Raw genomic sequence first — 15,917 nt, forward strand, 5'->3', positions numbered from 1 at the left:
CCGCTATAGCGAAACGGTTCGCCCCAATCCCCGCCGCACCGCTTCGCGATAGGCGAGGTCGGCCGCCACCATGTCTTCCATGGCGACGCCCATTGCCTTGTAGACGGTGATCTGCCCGGCATCGACCCGCCCTGGCCTGAGCCCGAGCAGCATCTCGCCGAGTTCGGTTCCGGTTTGCGGATCGAGCCCATTGAGTTCGCAGGAGCCGACCGGGCTTGGGGCAAAGGCCTCGCTTGTCTCGACAAAGAGGCTGGCCTTGCCGAGGAGTTCGACGGGCAGCTCGCCGCCGGGCGGGGCGACGCCGACCGACGAGACATGGGTGCCGGGCCGCACCCAGTCGGCCGAGATCACCGGCTCGTAGGAGTGCGTGGCCAGGCACACGACATCCGAGGAGCGTATCGCGGCCTCGAGATCGCTGACGGCGACGACGCCGGGATAATGGGCGGCAAGCGCTTGCGCATCAGCGAATTCCTTCGAGACCACGCGGATCTCGGCGAAGTCGCGCACCAGCGGCAGGAGATTGAGGTGTTGGCCGGCCTGCACGCCGGCGCCGACCACGGTTGCGATCCTTGCGTCGGGGCGGGCGAGTTCGCGCACCGAAAGCACGGCCGAGCCGGAAGTGCGCACGGCGGTGATGTAGGTGCCGTCCATGACACAGACCGGCATGCCCGTGGCAGGGTCGAACAGATGGATGGTGGCGAGGTGGCTGGGTATATCCCTGACAATGTTGCCCTCGAACACGTTGACGATCTTCACCGTCAGATGCATGCCCGCCATCCAGGCGGGCATCGCCAGCGAATAGCCGGCCTGCGGAATGTCGAGCTGCGGCCGGGCCGGATTGACGACTTTGCCGCCGGACAGCGCCTTGAAGCCGCCGGCCAGCGCGTCGAGAAGCTGGCGAAGATCGACGCATGTCTTCACCTCGGCCTCGCTCAGGATGAGCACCGGCGTGTCGCCCTTGGCCTGGGCGCTGCGGGAGATCGATAGGGCTGTCGTCATGGGATACGCTTTCGTTGGTGGCGGGAGTGCACGGCAACGGTATTGCGATCCATGGGCGTGATGAAATATGCTGTTTTGGCTATTTCGGCGTGATTATCACGTTTTCTTTCGTTCAAAGGTGTGAATCTGACATGGACGACCTCGACCGCATCGACCGCTCGCTGCTGCGCTTGTTGCAGGAGGATGGCCGCCGCACGACGCTCGATCTGGCCCGCCGCGTCGGCCTATCGCCGACGGGAGCGGCGCAGCGCGTCAAGCGGCTGTTCGCCGAAGGTTTCATCCGCGCGGTGCGAGCCGTTCTCGATCCGGCCAGGATCGGGCAGGCACAGCTCGTCTTCATCGAGGTGCGGCTCGACCACACGGCGCCGCATGTCTTCGACCGCTTCGCCGAAGCGGTGTTGCGGGCGCCCGAGATCATCGAGTGCCACATGGTGGTTGGTGGCTTCGACTATCTGGTCAAGGCGCGGATCGCCGACATGGCGATGTTCCAGGATTTTCTGCAGCGTGTCATCCTGCCGCTGCCCGGCGTTCGGGAAACGCACACCTACGCCTCGATCGCCAATGTGAAGCCGGATGCTTTGTTGCCCGTCGCTCCTTGAAGTCGAGCGACATGTTCGCATTTTCTGCAGGTCGGTTCAGCCTTTCTGGTTCGAAGCGGCCGACGAAACCGGCTATATGACCGCTGAACCGCAACTCCTGCCAACCCTTGAGAGGAAAACCCAATGAGTTCAGAAAAAGTGGCTGTCATCGTGGCCGGCGGCAGCGGCATGGGGGCTGCGGCGGCGAAGCGGCTGGCGGCGGACGGGTTCAAGGTCGCCATCCTGTCTTCGTCCGGCAAGGGCGAGGCGCTGGCCAAGGAACTGGGCGGTATCGGCGTCACCGGCTCCAACCAGTCGAACGAGGATCTGCGGCGCCTCGCGGACCTGACGCTGGAGCGCTATGGCCGCATCGACGTTCTGGTCAACAGCGGCGGCCACGGGCCGCGCGCGCCAATCCTGGAGATCACGGACGAACAGTGGCACGCCGGCATGGACGTCTACCTGCTCAACGTCATCCGGCCGGTGCGCATCGTGGCGCCGCAGATGGTCAAGCAGAAGGCCGGCGCCATCATCAACATCTCGACCGCTTGGGTGGTGGAGCCGAGCCCGATGTTCCCGACTTCAGCGGTGTTCCGCGCCGGCCTCGCCGCCTACACCAAGATCTTCGCCAACACTTATGCAGCGGACAATGTGCGCATGAACAACGTGCTGCCCGGCTGGATCGACAGCCTGCCGGCGACGGAAGAACGCCGCGACTCGGTGCCGATGCAGCGCTACGGCACGTCGGAGGAGATCGCTGCGACCATCGCTTTCCTGGCTTCGGACGGCGCCGGCTACATCACCGGCCAGAACATCCGCGTCGACGGCGGGATTATTCGCGCTATTTGAGGCGCGGGCCGGAGGGGAGGCCTGCCCGACACGCGCCGCGGAGGGGATCCGGCATCCCGCCTGGCGCGACGACATCTCGCACCAAGGAGGAAAAATGCGGCTTCTGATACTTGGCACCGGCTGGATGGCGCAGGAACATGCACGCCAATTCAGCGCCATGGATGGCGTCGACATTGTCGGGGCCGTCGACCTCGATCCGGCGCGCGTCGGCGAATTCGCCGACGGTTTCAACATCCCCAACCGCTTCACCGCGCTGGAGGAGGCGTTGCAATGGGGCGCTTTCGACGCCGTGGCCAATGTCACGCCGGACCGCATCCACCACCCGACCACCATGAAGCTGATCGCCGCCGGCAAGCCGGTGTTGTGCGAGAAGCCGCTGGCCGAGAATTTCGGCAAGGCGATCGAGATGGCCGAGGCCGCCGAGAAGGCCGGCATCGTCAACATGGTGAACCTCACCTACCGCAATGTCGCGGCGCTGCAGAAAGCCCGCCGGATGGTGCAGGCCGGCGAGATCGGCACGGTCCGGCATGTCGAGGCGTCCTATCTGCAGAGTTGGCTGGTGTCGAAATTCTGGGGCGACTGGCGCAGCGACCCGAAATGGCTGTGGCGCCTGTCGCGCGGCCATGGCTCGAACGGCGTGCTTGGCGATGTCGGCATCCACATCCTCGATTTCGCCAGCTATGGCGCGGCCCTCGACATCGACCATGTGTTCTGCCGGCTGCGTTCCTTCGACAAGGCGCCCGGCAACCGCATCGGCGACTATGGGCTCGACGCCAATGACAGCTTCGCCATGACGGTGGATTTCTCCAACGGCGCCTTCGGCGTGGTGCATGCCAGCCGCTGGGCGACCGGCCATCTCAACGAATTGCGCCTGCGCATCTACGGCGATAGAGGCGGTCTCGAAGTGGTGCACAATCTCGACGGCTCGTCGCTCAAGGCCTGCCTCGGCGAAAATGTCGATGACGGGATATGGGAAGAGCTCGACGCCGGCACGGTGGCCACCAACTACCGGCGTTTCGCCGACGCGGTGCGGACCGGCGTGCAGGCCGAACCATCCTTCCGCCACGCCGCCGAACTGCAGAAGGTGCTGGATCTGGCCGTGGTATCGGACGAGAAGCGGGCGGAGCTCGCGGCGAGCGCGCTGACGCGGTGAGGGTCGCGCCTTCCCTCAGGGACCGGTCACGAGGTCAAAAACCAGTTTTTGCAAATTGCCGCCATTGCCGAATTCGACGCGGTCGAAATCGCGGCTTGCCTGTCGCTGCGCCTGCGACAGTTCGGAGAGGCGCCTGGTCATCTCGGTCCGGATCTTGGCGCATTTGGGATCGTCGGCAACGCTGAGGCCGACGGTCGCCGCCTCGATCTTGCGCACCATGGCAATGATATCGGCGCCATGCACCTTCTCATGGGCGGTGACGCCGGCGATGAAGCGGTCCCAGCTCTTCTGTACGGCCGGCGGCAGGGAGCCTGACGGCTTGGGCAAGGCATAGGTGATGATCAGCTTCGGCCTGGCCGATGCCAGCACGCAATCGCCGCCTTTGTTCTGGTAGTCCCTGGTCCAGGTCAGCTTGAAATTGGTGTAGGCGATGGTGCGCGTTTTGGCGCCGCGGATCAGCGGTCCGTTCTCGCCGATCGACCGGTAGAGCTCCTGTCCGGTCCGGCCTGAAATGGCGTAGGGCTCGATCGTCTCGACCGGCTTCCATTGGGCATGGGCGGCAAGCGGCAAGGCGAGCATCGCGACCAGCGACAGGCACAGACGAACACACGCTCTCAACACCGCTCTCCGCGAAACCAGGACCGGCGCCGACGCCAATGCCACCTTGTGGCTTTTCCTATAGGCTGCCGGCAGGTGCTGCAAATACCTTTGGAGGGCCAATCGCCGGGTGCTGGCGCAGTGCCGCAAGGCCAGGATGGGATGGGGTTGAAGAAGTTCCCTCGGCTCGTCATCCCAGGGTCTGCGCGACGGACCTGCGCTCCTGCTTCGCCCTTGGATGACGAAAAGAGGGTGAGGCTTCCAAACCAACGGCCTTGCCGGCGCCGACGTGTCGCCGTAAGTCGTGCTCATGATCACCTTCCGCAAGGCCCTGGCCTCCGACCTGCCTGTCCTCGTCGCCATGCTGGCGGACGATCCGCTTGGCGCGGCCAGAGAGGATGCCTCGCTGCCGCTGGCGCAGGGCTATGTCGATGCCTTCAACGCCATCGACGCCGATCCCAACCAGTTGCTGGCGGTGGCGGTCGATGGCGCCGACGTGGTCGGCACCTTGCAGATCAGCTTCCTTGCCGGGCTGTCGCGCAAGGGCGCCTGGCGCGGTCAGATCGAGGCGGTGCGGGTCGCTGGGCAACGCCGTTCCGAAGGCATAGGCAGACTGATGATCGAATGGGCTGTTGATCAATGCCGGGCGCGCGGTTGCGGCCTCGTCCAACTCACCACCGACAGGACCAGAGCGGACGCGCACCGCTTCTATGAAAGCCTCGGCTTCAACGGCACCCATCTCGGCTACAAGAAGACCTTGTAGCGCAGGCGGGGCCGTCGCTTTCCGCTAAGGCGGGCGGCTGGCGCATGCGGGAAGGCCTGCAGGCCCTATTCAATTTGCGGCGAGACCAGATATAGGTCAGCTAAGTTGACCTATATTCGATGCGTCCGGGGAGGCGTGCTTGACCCTTATGAACCTGTTGGCCTCGCGCTCGTCGCGCATGAAGGCCTCGGAAATCCGCGAGCTCCTGAAGCTGCTCGACCAGCCGGACATCATCTCCTTCGCCGGCGGCATTCCCGATCCGGCGCTGTTTCCGGCCGAGGCGATCCGCGATGCCTATGCCGACGTGCTCTGCGGCGGCGAGGCGGGGGCCGCGCTTCAGTACCAGGTGAGCGAGGGCTATCTGCCGCTGCGGCGGTGGATCGCCGGGCAGATGGGCAAGCTCGGCGTCGCCTGCGAGGAAGCCAACATCTTCATCACTTCAGGCTCGCAGCAGGCGCTCGATTATGTCGGCAAGCTGCTGCTGTCGCCCGGCGACACAGCGCTTGTGACATGGCCGACCTATCTCGGCGCGCTGCAGGCCTTCAACGCCTATGAACCGCGCTACGACCGGCTGCGGCCGGAAGGCGGCAACATGACGCCGGATGCCTATCGCGCGGCGGCAGCTGCGAATGGCGGCCGGGTCAAGTTCGCCTATCTGGTGCCGGATTTCGCCAATCCGACCGGCAACACGCTGGACAGGCAGCAGCGCGAGGCGGTGCTCGATCTTGCCGGCGAGCTCGACATCGCAATCGTCGAGGACGCCGCCTACCGGGCGCTGCGCTATGATGGCGAAAGCGTGCCGCCGATCCTGGCGCTCGACTGCGCGCGCTCCGGCGGCATCGACAAGGCGCGCACGCTCTATTGCGGCTCGTTCTCGAAGATCCTGTCGCCGGGCATGCGCGTCGGCTGGGTCTGCGCGCCGCGTCATGTCGTGGAAAAGCTGGTGCTGATGAAGCAGGCTTCCGACCTGCACAGCCCGTCGATCAACCAGATCGTGATGCACCGGGCGGCCGAAGCGGTGTTCGAGGCCCAGGTCGAAAAACTGATCGGCGCCTATCGCGAGCGCCGCGACGGCCTGCTTGGCGCACTCGAGGCCGACATGCCGGAAGGCGTGACCTGGAGCCGCCCGGAAGGCGGCATGTTCGTCTGGGTGACGCTGCCCGAAGGCACTGACGCCACCGCGCTCCTGGCGCGCTCGGTGAAGGAAGCGCGTGTCGCCTTCGTGCCCGGCAGCGCCTTCTTCGCCGATGGCTCCGGGCGCAACACGCTGCGGCTGTCCTTCACGCTCGCCGACCGGCGCGCGGTGAGCGAGGGGATCCCGCGGCTGGCGGCGCTGCTCAAGGCTTAAGGCGCCGGCCAGACGACGGTGCATCGCCCTAGCGGCGATCAAACCCGGGTTGTCCTGACGTGTCGCGGGTGCAAAATGGCCTTGTGTCCACGAACGCGGGTCCATGCGCCATGACCGACCTTTCCGGTATCTACCGCGACTACATTGCCTGCCTCAACCGGCAGGACTGGCCGAACCTCGGGCAGTTCGTCGACGACGACGTGTCCCACAATGGCAGGCGGATCGGTCTCTCCGGCTACCGCGCGATGCTGGAGAAGGATTTCGACGACATTCCGGACCTTCGTTTCGACATCCGGCTGCTGGTCTGCGATCCGCCTCATGTCGCGAGCCGGCTGATGTTCGACTGCACGCCCAGGGGAAATTTCCTCGGGCTTACGGTAGACGGCAGGAAAGTGTCCTTCGCCGAGAACGTCTTCTATGAATTTCACGGCCCGAAGATCCGGGTCGTGTGGTCCATCATCGACAAAGCCGCCATCGAAGCCCAGCTTTGAAACACGAATCTCTCCTGGCGCGCTCGGTAAAGGAAGCCTCCGTTCCCTTCGTGCCCGGCAGCGCATTCCAGCGAATCCACCAACGGTTCGCACCATTGCCCAATTTCGGGCCGCTTTTCGGCTAAACTCGTCGGCATCTTGGCTGGAAGTGGAGGAAGCCATGAGCTCGCGCCTCGGTTTCGCCGTGCTGGTGCTGTTCGGCCTCGCCAACCAGGCGGCGGCTTTCGAGATTTCAAGCCCGTCGGTTTCCAACGGCAAATGGGCCGAAAAATATCTCGGCGACAAGGCCGGCGGCTGCAGCGGGCAAAGCGTGTCGATCGCCTTGAGATGGAAGGACCCGCCGGTCGGCACCAAGAGCTACGCGCTCACCATGTTCGACCCCGACGCCGGCGGCGGCAAGGGTTTCTGGCACTGGCTGGCCTGGAACATCCCGGCAAGCGCGAAGGGCTTGGCCGAGGGGGCGGGCTCGAAGCGCGGCAAAGGCTTGCCCAAGGGTACGGTGCTCGGCAAAGGCGGCATCGGCCGCGCAGGCTATTTCGGTCCATGCCCGCCGCCCGGCAGCGGAACGCATCACTATGTCTTCACGCTCTATGCGCTCGGCGCGCCGAAGCTGCGCGCGCCGGAAAATCCCTCTCCGGAAATGGTGGCAGTGGCCGCGAAGAGCCAGGCGCTCGGCGAGGCCAGCGTGACGTACACCTATGGGCGGTAGGCAAGACCGGTTCAGGCAATCGCCGTGACCCACCAGCGTATCGACGACGCTGTTGGCAAACACGTTCCAAGAGATCGTTTGAATTCCGTTCCGGTGGCCATCTGGCGCTTCGCGCGCCGCCTCGGCCGGCGCGTCAGCGCGTCCAGAAATCGCGGTGCGGCGCGATCAGCTCGTCCTCGATCTCGGGGAAGGGGCCAAAGACCTCGATCTTCTTCTGGCCCGAGGCGAGGACTGTGCGCGAAGGCAGGCTCATCGTCGGATTCTCGGCGTGATCGCCGGTGAGTGCCAGGAGCTTCGTCTCCTCGAAGCCGTAGACCAGGCGGCCGATATTGGCCCAGTAGAGCGTTCCGGCGCACATCGCACAGGGTTCGCCGGTCGAGACCAGCGTGCAGGACCAGAGGAAATCCGGCTCGTAGGCAGCCGCTGCGCGCCGGGCGAGCTCGGTCTCGGCATGGCGCACCGTGTCGAGATTTCCCTGGCGCATCAGCACGCGATCGTCCGGCCCGACCAGCACGCAGCCGAACGGATGATGGCCGTGCGCGGCCGCCTCGCGAGCGACGGCGTCGGCGGCGCGGAGGTGAGCGAGCATCTGGTCGCGGGTCATTGCATGGTCCTAAACAGGATGGGCTAGGGGAGATTGCGGGCGAACACACCCCGCTATCGGCCCTCGTCAAGGCGACAACCGGCTTAATCCGGCTCAGAGTGCGCCAATCGGGAGGCGTAGGCAAGGTTCGCGCGGCGGGCGAAAACGAGCGGACCATCGCCTGATCGGGCGGGAGCGGTTTGAATTGCTGTTCTTCGCTCTCGTATCCTGTATACGAGATTGAAAAGCCTGTTCGAGGGAATCGATGAGACCACTGCCGGAGACCGTGCCGTTTTTCAGCCAGTGGGAAACACCCGACATGACTTCGGCCGTACTCGCCGATGGCGCCGACGCCGCTTTGCGGCGCGATCCGCTGTGGCAGGGATCGGGCGCGCGCACGCTCGACGAATACGCGCTCTGGGCCGCCAACATATGCGGCATGGCATGCCTCAAGATGATCCTGGCAATGCGCGGCCAGATCGTGCCGACGATCGAACTGGCCAGGCGCTGCACCGGATATGGCGGCTATGTCGTCACCGGGGGATCGATCAAAGGCCTGATCTATGCCCCCTTCGTCAGCTTCGTGAAGGCGGAATTCGGCCTGGAAGCGCAGGTGATGACCAATGTCGCGACATCGGACATTTCGGCGATCCTCAGGCAGTCGCGCTTCTTCATTGCTTCGGTCAGCAGCTCGATCCGCTGGCCCGAGCGCGAGCCGCCATCCAAGGGCGGCCATCTGGTGCTGGTCATGTCGGCATCGGATGAAGTTTTTCGCTTTCACAACCCGTCCGGCCATACCCGCGCCACACAGGCAAACGCAGTTTTGGCGCCGGCCGATTTCGACCGCTTCTTTGCCAATCGCGGCATTGCCGTCGCCATTTGATCCCGGGGAACCTCGATGAACGACAAGGCTTCTCGATGAAGAACAAGATTAGGGTCGCCGTCCTCTATGGCGGGCGTTCGGCCGAGCACGACGTGTCGCGCCTTTCGGCCGCCAACGTGCTGAAGGCCATCGACCGGACGCGTTACGAGGTCGTGCCGATCGCCATTTCCAGGGACGGTCGATGGCTGCTGCAATCCGAAGCCGGCGACGGGGCAGGGGCGCCGGTGTCGGAGGACGGGGTGGAGGTCGCGCTGCTGCCTGGCGGCGGAGGCCGGCTGGTGGCCGCACCGGGAGGCGGAGCACAGCGCGACCTGGCGCCGGTCGACGTCGTCTTTCCCGTGCTGCACGGCCCCTTCGGCGAGGACGGCTCGGTGCAAGGCTATGCCGAGGTCGCCGACGTCGCCTATGTCGGCTGCGGCATTCTCGCCTCGGCCGCCGCCATGGACAAGGATGTCGCCAAGCGGCTGCTGCGCGAGGCCGGGCTGCCGGTTGCCCGTTCCGTCACCGCGCATCGAAACGATGTCGGGCCGTTCCAGGAGATCGCCGGCGCGCTCGGCCTGCCTTTCTTCGCCAAGCCGGCGCGCCAGGGCTCGTCCTTCGGCGTCAGCAAGGTGAACGACCGGGACGGCTTCGAACGGGCCGTCGAGACGGCTTTCCGCTATGACGGCAAGGTCCTGATCGAAGAGTTCGTCGACGGCCGCGAGATCGAATGCTCGGTGCTGGAGGGGGCCGACGGAACGCTGACCGTATCGCTGCCCGGCGAGATCATCCCGGCCGGCAAGCACGGCTTCTACACCTATGAGGCCAAATATCTCGATGCCGACGGCGCCGTGGTGAACGTGCCCGCCGATGTCCCGGCCGCGGTCGCCGACAAGGCAAGGGAGATGGCGCGACAAGCTTTCCAGGCGCTCGGCTGCGAGGCGATGGCCCGCGTCGACTTCTTCCTGCGCGCTGACGGCTCGCTGCTGGTCAACGAGGTCAACACGTTGCCCGGCTTCACCGACATCTCGATGTATGCCAAGGCGCTGGCGGCGATCGGCATCGGCTACAGCCGGGTCATCGACGTGCTGATCGAGCACGCACTGGCGCGGCATGCCGCGCGAAACTCCTGACGTTCGGCGCGGCATTGACGGCGGATCACGCGAAGCTAGTTAAATTCGAGCCCTTGGCGAGAGGAGAGCTTGCATGGAAGAACTGCATCGCGGCCGGCTGATCGATCATATCCAGCTGGTGGTCAGGGACATCGCCGCCAGCCGCCGCTTCTACGAAGCAGTGTTTCGGGTGCTCGACATTCCGATCGGCGGCAGCGCTGCCGATTATTTCTGGGCCGACGAGCTTTTCATTTCCACCGCCGACAGCCGCGCGGCTCGGGGAGAGTTGACCGGTCGCCATCATCTGGCATTCCAGGCGAAGGACCGCGCCATGGTCGATGCGTTCTATAGGGCCGGGCTGGACGGCGGCGGCAGGGACAATGGCGGGCCGGGCGAACGCCCGTACCACCCCGGCTACTACGCCGCTTTCCTTCTCGACCCCGACGGCAACAACATCGAAGCGGTTCATCACGGGGCGGCCAACCGCAGTGCCGCCTCGGTGAAGATCACGTTTTAGAATGCGCCGACAAGAGGCGGGCGGTTTTGCTTGATGCGGCCGGTCCCGGCTTGATCCCGATCGGGCGGAGGGAGCTCGATCCACGCCAAGGCGGCCCGCCGCGGGGCGGGCCTTGAAGGCCATGTGAGGCATAGTTACATCAACCATCAAGCGTGCGTTGCACGCGAATACAACGCTTTGGCCAAGCTTCATCTATGGAGGTTGTCATGGCAAATACACTCATGGAAGGAAAGAAAGGCCAGGACTGGCTCAATCTGGTCCTTGCCGTCTGCCTGTTCATCTCACCCTGGATAATCGGCTTCGCTGCTGAAACCGCTCCCGCATGGAACGCCTGGATTATCGGCGTCGTGCTGGGCGCGGTGGCCGTGGCGGCGCTTGCCGCTTTCGCCGAGTGGGAGGAATGGGTAGGTGTCGTTCTCGGGCTCTGGCTGATCGTGTCGCCCTGGCTGCTCGGCTTCGTGGCGAACACGCATGCGATGGCCACCCATGTCATTCTCGGCGTGCTGGTGGTTGCCGTATCGGGTTGGGCCGTCTGGGACGTCCGTCACCCGCACGCGCATGCGTGACCGCTGACCAAGGATGGGGCCGGCGCGCAAGCGAGGCCCCTCCGGCTTTGAACGTCGGCCCGATTGCGTTTGCCGTCCGGCTGCGAAGTCGGACCGCTGGCTTGCAACGTGGCCAAGCCATGGATTTCGGCGAATCGAACGCCATATCCTGCACATAGTCTAGGGAGTTTTGAGCGTGACCCTCGCGCGGATGGCGGTTCTGGCAGCGGCCTTCATGGCCGCCGCGGCCGCCACTCAGCCTTCCGTCAACGCAGAGGCGACGGAGAAGGTCGCGTTGCGCATCGTGATCGACGGCGCCATCGGCCCGGCGAGCGCCAGGCAGCTCAACGAAGCGCTGGCGAAAGCCGCCGAGCGGCACGCCGAAGCCGTTGTCCTCGAGATCGATACACCGGGCGGGCTGGTCACCTCGATGCGCGAGATGATCGCCGATATCCTTGCCTCGCCGGTCCCCGTCATCGGCTATGTCGCACCCGCCGGGGCGCATGCGGCAAGCGCTGGAACCTATATCCTTTATGCCACCCATGTCGCGGCGATGGCGCCCGGCACCAATCTGGGCGCCGCCACGCCGGTCGAGCTTGGCGGGCTGCCGTCCCTTCCCGGTGGCGATGAGAAGGACAAGGGCGATCAGAAGAGCGACCAGAAGAATGCCACCGGGCCTCCGGCCGGCGACGCGATGATGACCAAGGTTACGAACGACGCGGTCGCCTTGATCCGTTCGCTCGCCGAACTGCGCGGCCGCAATGCCGACTGGGGCGAAAAGGCCGTGCGCGAGGCGGCCAGCCTTTCCGCCAACGCGGCACTTCAGGCACATGTAGTCGACCTCGTCGCCCGCGACACCGCCGAACTGCTCCAGCTTGCCGACGGCCGCACGGTCGAGGTGGCCGGCAAGCAACAGGTGCTGGCGACCAGGGGCCTGGCGGTCGAGACGCTCGATCCCGGCTGGCTGATCCAGCTTCTCGCCGTCATCACCGACCCCAATATCGCCGTCGTCCTGATGCTGGCCGGCGTCTACGGCCTCGTCTTCGAGTTCACCAGCCCAGGCGCGGTGGCGCCCGGCGTGATCGGCACCATCTGCCTGCTGCTCGGGCTCTATGCCCTCAATTTGCTGCCGATCAGCTATGCCGGCTTCGCCCTGATGCTGCTCGGCATCGCCTTCCTCGTCATCGAGGCCTTCAACCCGACCGTGGTGCTCGGGCTCGGTGGCGTGGCCGCCTTCCTGCTCGGCGCCGCCATGCTACTCAAGGTCGAGGGTCCCGGCTTCGAGATGTCGTGGGCGCTCATCGCCGCCGCCGCGGCGCTGACGCTTGGCCTGGCGCTGCTGGCCGGCAGCTATCTGTGGAGGGCGCGCAGGAGCCTGCCGCGGGTCGGCGCGAAGGCCATGCACGGACAGCCGGCAAGGATCCTCGACTGGTCGGGCAGCGAGGGCCATGTGCTCGCGCAGGGCGAGCGCTGGCGGGCGAAGGCCGATGAACCGCTCGCCCCCGGCGACAGCGTCGAGGTGGCCGATGTCAGGGACCTCGTGCTGACGGTCCGGCGCAGGAACAATGGAGCAAGGCAATGATCATCGGTTACGTCGCCTATCTGGTACTCGCCCTCATCGTGCTGATCTTCCTGTCCTCCGCCATTCGCATCCTGCGGGAATATGAGCGCGGCGTGGTCTTCACGCTCGGCCGCTTCACCGGAGTGAAGGGCCCCGGCCTCATCCTCCTCGTCCCCTTCGTCCAGCAGATGGTGCGGGTCGACCTGCGCGTCGTGGTCCAGGACGTGCCGCCGCAGGACGTGATCTCGCGCGACAACGTCTCGGTGAAGGTGAACGCGGTGCTGTATTTCCGCATCGTCGACGCCGAGCGGGCCGTTATCCAGGTCGAGGACTTCATGGCCGCGACAAACCAGCTTGCGCAGACCACGTTGCGCTCGGTTCTCGGCAAGCACGAACTCGACGAGATGCTGGCCGAGCGCGACAAGTTGAACAGCGACATCCAGGAGATCCTGGACCAGCGGACCGACGCATGGGGCATCAAGGTGTCCAATGTCGAGATCAAGCATGTCGACCTCAACGAGAACATGGTCCGCGCCATCGCCAAGCAGGCCGAGGCTGAAAGGCTGCGGCGCGCGAAGGTGATCAATGCCGATGGCGAGCAGCAGGCGGCGGCAAAGCTGGTCGAAGCGGGCAAGATGCTGGCGCAGGAGCCGCAGGCCATGCAACTGCGTTATTTCGAGGCGCTGCACGACATCGCCGGCGAGCGCTCGTCGACGGTGGTGTTTCCGCTGCCGATGGACCTGCTCACGATCTTCAACAAGCAGCCGGGCGCCGGGAAATAAGCCTGGGAGGGTTTGGCAGCCTGGCCGCGGGCCCGCGAGCTCGGGGCCGCCACGATCACCCCGCGATTCCCCGAAGTTGCGATCTCCACGCCAGGCGCGCTGCCGGTCGTTTGCTGTCAATTTTAGGAGTTTTATTCAGAATTCGGCAATATATAGCGGGTTTTTTAGCGGATTCATTGTTTTTAATCAGCTTAAGCTTTCGCTATGAATTCTCGACTAGGGTGAAGGCGAAATGATCGAGAGCCTGACGGCGTGCTAGCTTGCCCGGCCAGTCAGGTAACTCGCTTCCTACAAGTCAAGCTTCGGTTGCATAAATGAGTGGGCCCATGTCGATTGCCGGCATCATCGAAAGGATCCTGGACAAGTTGTCCGGCTCCAGCCTGCTTGCGGCCGGCCTTTTGCTGCTGACCGCGCTGGGCAGCGCCCTGATCGCCTATTGGCGGACGGCGGAGCGCAAGAGCTTCAGGGAATTCTTCGATTTCGTCTTCCCCAACGAGATCGTCACGCATCCCTCCGCGCGGGCGGACCTGCTTTTCTGGATCACCCGCAAGGCGATTATGCCCTTCCTTATGCTGCCCGCGGGTGTGACCTTCGTCGTCGGCGTCGGCTACGCGACGAATCGGACACTGGCGGCACTCCTCCAAATCGAGCCGCCGCTGTTGCCGGGACCGCCGGGAGCGGTGACGATCGTCATCTTCACGGTGACGATGCTGATCGCCTACGACATATCCTATTACCTCTACCATGTGGCCCAGCACCGCTTCCCGTTCCTGTGGGAGCTGCACAAGGTGCATCACTCGGCGGAGGTGATGGTCGGGATCACCAAGGACAGGGTTCATCCCCTCGACGAGCTCATGAACCGCGCCTGGGACGGCGTCATACCCGGGATATGCTTCGGCATCTGGACCCTCTTGTCGCTCAACCTCGTCGAAGTGACGATCTTCGGCGTCAACGTCTACGTCATGCGCAATATCCTGATGATGGATTTCGTCAGGCATACCCACTTCAAGATTTCGTTCGGGCCGCTCAACAACATCGTGCTGTGCCCGCATTGGCACCAACTGCACCACAGCGTCGATCCCCGGCATTACGACAAGAATTTCGGCCTGCTGTTCTCGTTCTGGGACCGGTTGTTCGGAACATTGTGCGTGCCGAAGCCCGATGAGGATTTCAGGTTCGGATTGATGGAGCGCGGTGCGCGCGACTATCAATCCCTGTCCGGGCTTTACGTGCTGCCGCTCAAGAAGATGTGGGGGCACATCGCGCGGCGGTTCCGCCGCCGCGCCTCGTCCGAGGCGACACGGAGCCCGCAGCCATGAACGCTCACGCCACGATCGCGGGCTCGAAGGCGGGCGCGCTGGAGATCGTCACCTCCGAAGAGCGCCTTGCGTCGGTCGGGCTGGCCTGGACGGAGCTGTGGCGCCGGGCGGAGGGGCTGATCTTTCAAAGCCACGCCTGGGTCACGGCGTGGTGGCAGACGGCCCCGGACCGGGAGCTGCGCGGTCTCAGGATAGGCCTCCTCTGGAACGGTGACCGCCTCGACGCGGTCATCCCGCTGGCGACGCTGCGGCGCAAGGGCGTCAACGTCCTGGAATGGGCAGCCAAGGACCACAGCGACTATGGCGACGTGCTGGTCGCGCCGGACTGCGATCCGGCGGCGGTCATGGCGCTATGGCAGGAAATATCGGCCGCGGGCGGCTTCGACCTGGTCTATCTGAACCGCCTGCTGCCAGACGCCGCGATGCGCACGCTGCTCGCTCCCGCTTCGGCACCCAAGGTGGCGCTTCGCCCGAACCGCCGCAGCGAAACCAGCTTCAGGGTCGCCGGGCCATGGCGAACGGGCGCGGACTGGTTCGGGGAACAAACGAAGAAGATGCGCCAGAATTATCGCCGCGGCCGCAAATTCCTCGAGGAGGGCGGCGAAGTGCGGTTCCGCCTCATGTCGCCGGACGAGCCGATGCAGCCCGTCCTTGACAGGCTCGCCGAGTTCAAGCGCAAATGGCTCGCCGCGCGCGGACACGAATCCAACCTGTTCGATGAGGGGTCGCCGGCGCTGGCCGCGCTGGTCGCCGTGCTGGCCAGGGAAGGGCTCCTGCACGTCTTCGTGCTGGAATGCGCCGGGATGGTGGTGGCGGTCTCGATCAATTTCGTCCAGCGCAACACGATGATGGCCTTCGTCACGACCTACGATCCGGATGTCGAGCGGGCGTCTCCCGGCATGGTGCTGATGATGGACTACATCCAGTGGTCGATCGACAGGGGGCTGACGATGGTCGACTTCCTGTGCGGCGGCGAGGATTTCAAGCGGCGCTTCGCAACGCAGTCCGTGACGCTGGATTCGGTGCTGGGAACAAGGACCTTGCGCGGGACTCTCGCCGCCCTGGCGGACCGGACCCTGCACGCCGGCAGGGAACTGCACCAGCGGTTGCGGCCCGATCCTCGCCAAAAGCCGGCACCGGTGGAATAAG

General features: G+C 65.0%; 18 protein-coding genes. 15 read left to right on the plus strand and 3 right to left on the minus strand.

Annotated elements, in window-relative coordinates; translation table 11 throughout:
- Positions 1–3 precede the first annotated feature (3 nt).
- Positions 4–999, minus strand: a complete 996-nt coding sequence (locus LB566_RS10635; RefSeq protein WP_224624383.1) for an ornithine cyclodeaminase family protein — start codon at positions 997–999, stop codon at positions 4–6.
- A 131-nt stretch (positions 1,000–1,130) separates the two neighbouring features.
- Here LB566_RS10635 and LB566_RS10640 point away from each other — a divergent pair, with 131 nt between their 5' ends.
- From LB566_RS10640 to LB566_RS10650, 3 genes are all read left to right on the plus strand, one after another.
- The gene (locus tag LB566_RS10640; RefSeq protein WP_140516010.1) at positions 1,131–1,598 is read left to right on the plus strand and encodes an Lrp/AsnC ligand binding domain-containing protein; all 468 of its coding nucleotides are present in this window, start codon (positions 1,131–1,133) and stop codon (positions 1,596–1,598) included.
- 123 nt (positions 1,599–1,721) lie between these two features.
- Positions 1,722–2,426: an SDR family oxidoreductase gene (locus LB566_RS10645; protein WP_140516008.1), complete on the plus strand. Its 705-nt coding sequence runs from the start codon at positions 1,722–1,724 to the stop codon at positions 2,424–2,426.
- A 94-nt stretch (positions 2,427–2,520) separates the two neighbouring features.
- Positions 2,521–3,579 carry a Gfo/Idh/MocA family protein gene (locus LB566_RS10650; protein ID WP_224624384.1) on the plus strand — a complete coding sequence of 353 codons (1,059 nt, stop codon included), beginning with the start codon at positions 2,521–2,523 and terminating at the stop codon, positions 3,577–3,579.
- A 15-nt stretch (positions 3,580–3,594) separates the two neighbouring features.
- On the opposite strand, the gene LB566_RS10655 is transcribed toward LB566_RS10650, so the two are convergent.
- On the minus strand, positions 3,595–4,158 hold the full coding sequence (locus LB566_RS10655; protein WP_224624484.1) for a DUF922 domain-containing Zn-dependent protease: 564 nt from the start codon (positions 4,156–4,158) through the stop codon (positions 3,595–3,597).
- Positions 4,159–4,486: 328 nt separating this feature from the next.
- Between LB566_RS10655 and LB566_RS10660 the strand changes: the two genes are divergently transcribed.
- From LB566_RS10660 to LB566_RS10675, 4 genes are all read left to right on the plus strand, one after another.
- A complete protein-coding gene (locus tag LB566_RS10660; protein WP_224624385.1) occupies positions 4,487–4,939 on the plus strand; it encodes a GNAT family N-acetyltransferase in 453 nt (150 codons plus the stop codon).
- 148 nt (positions 4,940–5,087) lie between these two features.
- Positions 5,088–6,287 (plus strand): PLP-dependent aminotransferase family protein, encoded by a 1,200-nt coding sequence (locus tag LB566_RS10665; RefSeq protein ID WP_224624485.1) that lies wholly within the window; start codon positions 5,088–5,090, stop codon positions 6,285–6,287.
- Between the two features lie 110 nt (positions 6,288–6,397).
- On the plus strand, positions 6,398–6,778 hold the full coding sequence (locus LB566_RS10670) for an ester cyclase (protein ID WP_224624386.1): 381 nt from the start codon (positions 6,398–6,400) through the stop codon (positions 6,776–6,778).
- A gap of 160 nt (positions 6,779–6,938) precedes the next feature.
- Positions 6,939–7,487: a YbhB/YbcL family Raf kinase inhibitor-like protein gene (locus LB566_RS10675; RefSeq protein ID WP_224624387.1), complete on the plus strand. Its 549-nt coding sequence runs from the start codon at positions 6,939–6,941 to the stop codon at positions 7,485–7,487.
- A 133-nt stretch (positions 7,488–7,620) separates the two neighbouring features.
- Here LB566_RS10675 and LB566_RS10680 read toward each other — a convergent pair whose 3' ends face one another.
- A complete protein-coding gene (locus LB566_RS10680; protein ID WP_140552207.1) occupies positions 7,621–8,091 on the minus strand; it encodes a nucleoside deaminase in 471 nt (156 codons plus the stop codon).
- A gap of 244 nt (positions 8,092–8,335) precedes the next feature.
- Here LB566_RS10680 and LB566_RS10685 point away from each other — a divergent pair, with 244 nt between their 5' ends.
- The 8 genes from LB566_RS10685 to LB566_RS10720 all read left to right on the plus strand — a co-directional run bounded on the left by LB566_RS10685 (position 8,336) and on the right by LB566_RS10720 (position 15,916).
- Positions 8,336–8,953 (plus strand): C39 family peptidase, encoded by a 618-nt coding sequence (locus tag LB566_RS10685; protein WP_224624388.1) that lies wholly within the window; start codon positions 8,336–8,338, stop codon positions 8,951–8,953.
- A 35-nt stretch (positions 8,954–8,988) separates the two neighbouring features.
- Positions 8,989–10,065: a D-alanine--D-alanine ligase family protein gene (locus tag LB566_RS10690; RefSeq protein WP_224624389.1), complete on the plus strand. Its 1,077-nt coding sequence runs from the start codon at positions 8,989–8,991 to the stop codon at positions 10,063–10,065.
- A 73-nt stretch (positions 10,066–10,138) separates the two neighbouring features.
- The gene (locus LB566_RS10695) at positions 10,139–10,561 is read left to right on the plus strand and encodes a VOC family protein (protein ID WP_140552205.1); all 423 of its coding nucleotides are present in this window, start codon (positions 10,139–10,141) and stop codon (positions 10,559–10,561) included.
- A gap of 206 nt (positions 10,562–10,767) precedes the next feature.
- On the plus strand, positions 10,768–11,127 hold the full coding sequence (locus LB566_RS10700; protein ID WP_224624390.1) for an SPW repeat protein: 360 nt from the start codon (positions 10,768–10,770) through the stop codon (positions 11,125–11,127).
- 175 nt (positions 11,128–11,302) lie between these two features.
- Positions 11,303–12,688 (plus strand): NfeD family protein, encoded by a 1,386-nt coding sequence (locus LB566_RS10705; protein ID WP_224624391.1) that lies wholly within the window; start codon positions 11,303–11,305, stop codon positions 12,686–12,688.
- Entirely contained in the window at positions 12,685–13,449 is a 765-nt protein-coding gene (locus tag LB566_RS10710; RefSeq protein ID WP_140552202.1) for a slipin family protein, read from the plus strand. Before LB566_RS10705 ends, LB566_RS10710 begins: the two co-directional genes overlap by 4 nt.
- Positions 13,450–13,775: 326 nt before the next feature.
- A complete protein-coding gene (locus LB566_RS10715) occupies positions 13,776–14,768 on the plus strand; it encodes a sterol desaturase family protein (RefSeq protein ID WP_140552201.1) in 993 nt (330 codons plus the stop codon).
- The gene (locus tag LB566_RS10720) at positions 14,765–15,916 is read left to right on the plus strand and encodes a GNAT family N-acetyltransferase (RefSeq protein ID WP_224624392.1); all 1,152 of its coding nucleotides are present in this window, start codon (positions 14,765–14,767) and stop codon (positions 15,914–15,916) included. The genes LB566_RS10715 and LB566_RS10720 overlap by 4 nt, the downstream gene beginning before the upstream one ends.
- Position 15,917: the final 1 nt, after the last annotated feature.

The sequence above is a fragment of the Mesorhizobium sp. CA13 genome, assembly GCF_020165235.1.
Taxonomy (GTDB): domain Bacteria; phylum Pseudomonadota; class Alphaproteobacteria; order Rhizobiales; family Rhizobiaceae; genus Mesorhizobium.